Genomic DNA, 3,553 nt, shown 5'->3' on the forward strand with positions numbered 1-3,553 from the left:
TAAGTACCACATAAGTGTGGCAGATCCTCGGTAGGGGGAATCCATGTCATTCGTTATAACACAAAATCAGGCTATTGCTCAAAATTGCTATTTGAACTATTATTTGTACATTAAATTGTACCATAGGGAGTTCAACATGAGCCGCATCCATTTTGATCAAGATATTCAGCCTTTGTCTGAATTTCGTGCTGGCGTGACGTCATTTATTAAACAGATTAACGAAACTCGCAGACCACTAGTTATCACACAACGTGGTAAGGGTGTTGCGGTTGTCCTTGATGTTGCAGAATATGAAGCAATGCAAGAGAAGATCGAGTTACTGGAAGAAATGCGTACTGCTGAAGCACAATTAGCTTCAGGTTTAGGTGTTTCCAATGAAGACGCTCGTGCTCAAGTATTGGGGCGCATTAAGAAATGAAAGTAGTCTGGTCACCACTAGCATTACAAAAGTTAGGTGATGCAGCCGAGTTTATTTCACTGGATAATCCAGTGGCGGCAGAAAACTGGGTTAATGAGGTTTTTGATAAAACTGATTTACTCTCAAGTATGCCTGACATGGGGCGAATGGTTCCTGAGCTGCCTCATACCAATTACCGTGAAATTTTGTTTGGTCACTATCGCATCATATATAGCCTTAGCCATGAAATTCGCGTCCTCACAGTACGAAATTGTCGTCAGATACTAACGGAAAGTGACGTGTAGCAATTGTGTTATAACAAGCAATTTAAGAGGGATTCACAACGCTTGGCATTTTTCTTCTACTTCAAATTTAGTGTTTATGGCACAATGCTTTAGGTTGGGTGGAGGCGTTGTTCACCCCTTAATTGGGCTAGTTGCCCAGAGGAAGTAATCAATCCATTGGGAACTTTTGTTTCTGGTGGAGTACGCGCATAATTCGGATAATGTCGCCTTCGATCCAATAGGAGACGATCATTGAAATCTCAGGAATTATAAGTAATTGCCCACGAATGCCGTCTCTCTGTACACCCATTAGAGGCTGCTCAAGCAAGTTTTCTACTTTTGTTTCAATGAGGTTGTCAGCGTTTTCTGCCGCATCAGGGTTGAAGTCATAGATAAACTCAAAGATCCTTTCACGATCATTGAGTGATTCTTCTTCCCATAAAATCATTGCTTACCTCGATTACGTATTCTGGCTTTGCGTTCTTCCATTCGAGATTTAGCAGTTTGGTGTTCAACTAAAACGGATTCTCCTGAGTCAAACTTCTCAAATGCTAGGTTTACTTGTTCAGTTAGCCATGCATCGTGAGATAATGTCTGTCTTTGTTGCTCAGCGAGTTGCTCAGTAAGCTCACGGCAAGCACCACTCAGTGTGCGACCTTGGCTCTCAGCCATCTGTTGAGCTAGGCGTTTTGTTTCTTCATCAACACGAAATTGAATTCTAGTGTCCATGATGTATTCCTTTATTGGTGTGTGTACAAATGTTAGCACTCACCTTTGAGATGGGCAACTGACAAGCTACTATGGCGCCAATAACTAACTTTTGGTGCTATGTTTCATCGCACATAGTCCCATATCTCATCAACCATTGCAGAACGTTAAATGATAGGTCACCACAATCTGTAGAGGAAAGTGCATTGAAGTTAACCAATAAACTCGTACGTTACCCGCACATTGATGTTGATCGTGCGTTTGAAAAAGAAGCTGAATTATTGCAGCAAATTCAGGCGGGTGAGATTGGGCAAGCCTTAATGTTGTGGCAAGCAAAAGCGCCGACACTTGTTTTGCCCGCAGGTAAAAAGTGGCCTGTGACCGTAGAGTCTAGAAAACAACTCGCGGCACAAGGTTGGCAACTCACCTCACGTAAAACAGGCGGCGCTCCCGTTCCCCAACTGCCGGGGATCATTAACTTATCGCACATTTACCATTGGCCTCGTGATGAAGCCTACAACATCCAAAAAGCGTATCTACATCTGTGCAATGTCTTAACCCTGTTTTTTAAAGAACTGGGCATCGATGTGGATGTACACGCGACTCCCGGTTCTTATTGTGATGGTGACTACAACCTCAATATCAATAAACAAAAAATAGTGGGCACGGCGCAGCGTGTTTTGCTTAAACAAGGGGGCGGCCAAATCGTACTTTCGCAAGCTTGTATCTTGTTGGATGTCGACCTAGAGAACATCGTTGCACCCGTAAATTTTTATAATCAAGTTTGTGGCAATCCAACCGTGGTGGACGCGCAAGTTCATACTCCGTTGTCCGCACATCTGACAACTCTACCCAACGTAGACTCACTCTTTCAGCAGTTAAGCCAAGCTTTCATCAAGCATGCGTGATACCAACCTTTCGTTAACGCCAAACTAATTTGCCGATGGTAGAACGATTTCAATACTATGTGTCGATGACAACGAATGGGTTGAACTTGAGGCGGTGAGAACTTTATAATGTTACTTGTAACATAATAAAGAGTTCAAATAGTTATGACAGAACAGCAGAAGAAAACTCGAACCACACTTCAAGATGTTGCAGACAAAGTGGGGGTCACAAAGATGACCGTCTCTCGTTACATGCGCAATCCCGATTCAGTCGCAGCCAAAACTCGCGTTAAAATTGCAGCGGTTATTGAAGAGATGGGATACATCGAAAACAAAGCGCCAGCTATGCTCTCTAAATCGTCGAGTAAAGCGATCGGTATCTTGCTCCCTTCGTTATCAAACCAAATCTTTGCCGCGTTTGTTCAAGGTATCGAAACGGTTACTAAAGAGAATGGCTACGAGACGTTGCTTGCTCACTTTAGCTATGATGCTGTGGAAGAAGAGGAAAAGATTGCTTCGCTGCTTTCGTATCAAGTTGATGGGTTGATATTGACGGAAAGCCACCACACACCCCGCACGTTACAGATGATCAAGAATTCAGGTGTTTCTGTTGTTGAAACGATGGAACTCCCAACCAATCCGATCGATATGGTTGTTGGCTTGGACCATATTGATGCTTCTTACCATGTCGTGAAGCGAATGATTGAAGCTGGTAAACGCTCTATTGCTTACTTTGGCGCTCGATTGGATGCGCGAACCAAGTTGCGTTTGCAAGGCTATGACAAAGCGATGTATGAGGCTGGATTAGAGCCTAAACACGTGTTGACTGAACAGCACTCTAACTTCTCTTTGGCTGAAGACCTGCTTGATCGCGCTCTTGCGGATTACCCAGATCTAGATGGCGTGTTCTGCACCAATGATGACATCGCGATAGGTACCTTGCTCATTGCCCAGCAACGTGGAATCCAAGTGCCGCAACAGCTATCTGTGGTGGGCTATAACGCGTTAGATATTGGTCAAACCATACGCCCAAAACTGACTAGCGTGGATACGCCACGTTATGAAATAGGTAAGAAAAGTGCCGAGCTACTGCTTGCCCGATTGAAAGGTGAGCCAGTTACGGAAACGGTAGTGGATATGGGCTATCGCATCACTGATGGCGAAAGCGTTTAACCAAGTATCGTGGAAACTGAAAGGGGCATCGAAATGATGCCCCTTTTGCTTTGTGCGCCGAGCATGGCGTTGATCTAGGAGGTGAAAGTCCTCTACGGGCTCAG

The 3,553-nt window shown here is 44.3% G+C and carries 6 protein-coding genes; 4 read left to right on the forward strand and 2 right to left on the reverse strand.

Annotated elements, in window-relative coordinates:
• The first annotated feature begins 136 nt into the window (after positions 1–136).
• Both AB6F11_RS21490 and AB6F11_RS21495 read left to right on the forward strand, forming a co-directional pair.
• Positions 137–418 (forward strand): type II toxin-antitoxin system Phd/YefM family antitoxin, encoded by a 282-nt coding sequence (locus AB6F11_RS21490; RefSeq protein ID WP_011080399.1) that lies wholly within the window; start codon positions 137–139, stop codon positions 416–418.
• A complete protein-coding gene (locus AB6F11_RS21495) occupies positions 415–702 on the forward strand; it encodes a type II toxin-antitoxin system RelE/ParE family toxin (protein WP_017064044.1) in 288 nt (95 codons plus the stop codon). Before AB6F11_RS21490 ends, AB6F11_RS21495 begins: the two co-directional genes overlap by 4 nt.
• A gap of 148 nt (positions 703–850) precedes the next feature.
• Here AB6F11_RS21495 and AB6F11_RS21500 read toward each other — a convergent pair whose 3' ends face one another.
• Positions 851–1,129: a type II toxin-antitoxin system mRNA interferase toxin, RelE/StbE family gene (locus AB6F11_RS21500; RefSeq protein ID WP_017064043.1), complete on the reverse strand. Its 279-nt coding sequence runs from the start codon at positions 1,127–1,129 to the stop codon at positions 851–853.
• A complete protein-coding gene (locus tag AB6F11_RS21505; RefSeq protein WP_102320420.1) occupies positions 1,126–1,410 on the reverse strand; it encodes a damage-inducible protein J in 285 nt (94 codons plus the stop codon). The genes AB6F11_RS21500 and AB6F11_RS21505 overlap by 4 nt, the downstream gene beginning before the upstream one ends.
• A gap of 185 nt (positions 1,411–1,595) precedes the next feature.
• Between AB6F11_RS21505 and AB6F11_RS21510 the strand changes: the two genes are divergently transcribed.
• Both AB6F11_RS21510 and AB6F11_RS21515 read left to right on the forward strand, forming a co-directional pair.
• Positions 1,596–2,297 (forward strand): lipoyl protein ligase domain-containing protein, encoded by a 702-nt coding sequence (locus AB6F11_RS21510; protein ID WP_017059449.1) that lies wholly within the window; start codon positions 1,596–1,598, stop codon positions 2,295–2,297.
• A gap of 144 nt (positions 2,298–2,441) precedes the next feature.
• Positions 2,442–3,449: a LacI family DNA-binding transcriptional regulator gene (locus AB6F11_RS21515; RefSeq protein WP_017059450.1), complete on the forward strand. Its 1,008-nt coding sequence runs from the start codon at positions 2,442–2,444 to the stop codon at positions 3,447–3,449.
• Positions 3,450–3,553 lie beyond the last annotated feature (104 nt).

It is taken from the genome of Vibrio sp. 10N.247.311.14 (assembly GCF_041467715.1).
Lineage (GTDB): Bacteria > Pseudomonadota > Gammaproteobacteria > Enterobacterales > Vibrionaceae > Vibrio > Vibrio crassostreae_C.

Excerpts from the sequence above, each read along its gene's own strand:
- AB6F11_RS21490 (WP_011080399.1), top strand. The coding sequence starts at position 137 with ATGAGCCGCATCCATTTTGATCAAGATATTCAGCCTTTGTCTGAATTT.
- AB6F11_RS21495 (WP_017064044.1), top strand. The coding sequence starts at position 415 with ATGAAAGTAGTCTGGTCACCACTAGCATTACAAAAGTTAGGTGATGCA.
- AB6F11_RS21500 (WP_017064043.1), bottom strand. The coding sequence starts at position 1,129 with ATGATTTTATGGGAAGAAGAATCACTCAATGATCGTGAAAGGATCTTT.
- AB6F11_RS21505 (WP_102320420.1), bottom strand. The coding sequence starts at position 1,410 with ATGGACACTAGAATTCAATTTCGTGTTGATGAAGAAACAAAACGCCTA.
- AB6F11_RS21515 (WP_017059450.1), top strand. The coding sequence starts at position 2,442 with ATGACAGAACAGCAGAAGAAAACTCGAACCACACTTCAAGATGTTGCA.